General features: G+C 62.9%; 1 protein-coding gene and 1 pseudogene. Both read left to right on the top strand.

Annotation, left to right across the window (positions count from 1 at the left end):
• A pseudogene (locus Acy02nite_RS46175) lies at positions 1–423 on the top strand (hypothetical protein); the annotation flags it as partial.
• A gap of 152 nt (positions 424–575) precedes the next feature.
• Positions 576–854: a hypothetical protein gene (locus Acy02nite_RS46180; RefSeq protein WP_203756814.1), complete on the top strand. Its 279-nt coding sequence runs from the start codon at positions 576–578 to the stop codon at positions 852–854.
• Positions 855–961 lie beyond the last annotated feature (107 nt).

Consider the following 961-nt stretch of genomic DNA (forward strand, 5'->3'; position numbering starts at 1 on the left):
GACGGCGCCGACCCGGCGCGCGAGTTGCATCCGTTCGTCGACAACGTCAGCCTGGTCGAACTGGTCGCCGGCTATGAGCACGCGGCTGGCTTCGATGTACCCGGCACGTATGCCGGGCTCGTGCTCGACCACTTCAACTTCGGCGATCTGACTGCTTACCTCATCGGGGAGGGAGAGGCCGCCTATCAAGCGGATCGAGGGGTGATCGCGCTGCTGGGTTGTGACTGCGGGGAAGTTGGTTGCTGGCCATTGGAGTCTCAGGTGCTCGTCGAGAAGGATCTCGTCACGTGGCGCGGTTTCACACAGCCTTTCCGGCCACAACGCGACTACGGGAGCTTTGGTCCCTTCACCTTCCGTAGGAATCAGTACGACAGCGCGCTCCGTGAGGTGGCTGCCGTCGTATTGGAACGCGAAGGCTATTGAACCGCTCGGGTGGCTCCCCAACCAGCCTGACCTTGAACGCACTCGTGCCGCTGAGCATGCGCGTTCATTCAGCCGCGGATGGGCACCGGGCGTGAAGGATGATCGAACCTGCTCCTGGTCGCGACGCTCGACGGTCTCGCTACTCTCCTGGGGTGAACGACGCTGGAGAGCGAGCCGCACGGATCCGGTTCTTAAGGGAGGCGGCGCAGATGATGCTCGCCGCCGGCGCTGACGCTGACGACATAGCCAGGGAACTGCTCCGGCGCACTGAGTCGCCGATCTCGGCGATCAAAGCCATTTCCGACAGCACCGGCCTGGGCTTAGCTGATGCCAAGTCAGTTGTGCACCGCAACCTGGCGCCCGAGACCCGCGAGGCCGCAGAGAACTTGTGGGCCGATCTGCTCGACGCTCGAGATCCAGGAGAGACCTAGCGAGCCGCAACCAGATTGCCCAGATTTGTGACAGGCATTGCCGGGTTGAACGCCGCGTTCCCCGGCATCGAGTCACCAAAGTCAAGATTGATTCACTCTTCTGCCGC

Origin of the sequence: Actinoplanes cyaneus (assembly GCF_016862095.1) — a bacterium.
In the GTDB taxonomy this organism is placed as follows: domain Bacteria; phylum Actinomycetota; class Actinomycetes; order Mycobacteriales; family Micromonosporaceae; genus Actinoplanes; species Actinoplanes cyaneus.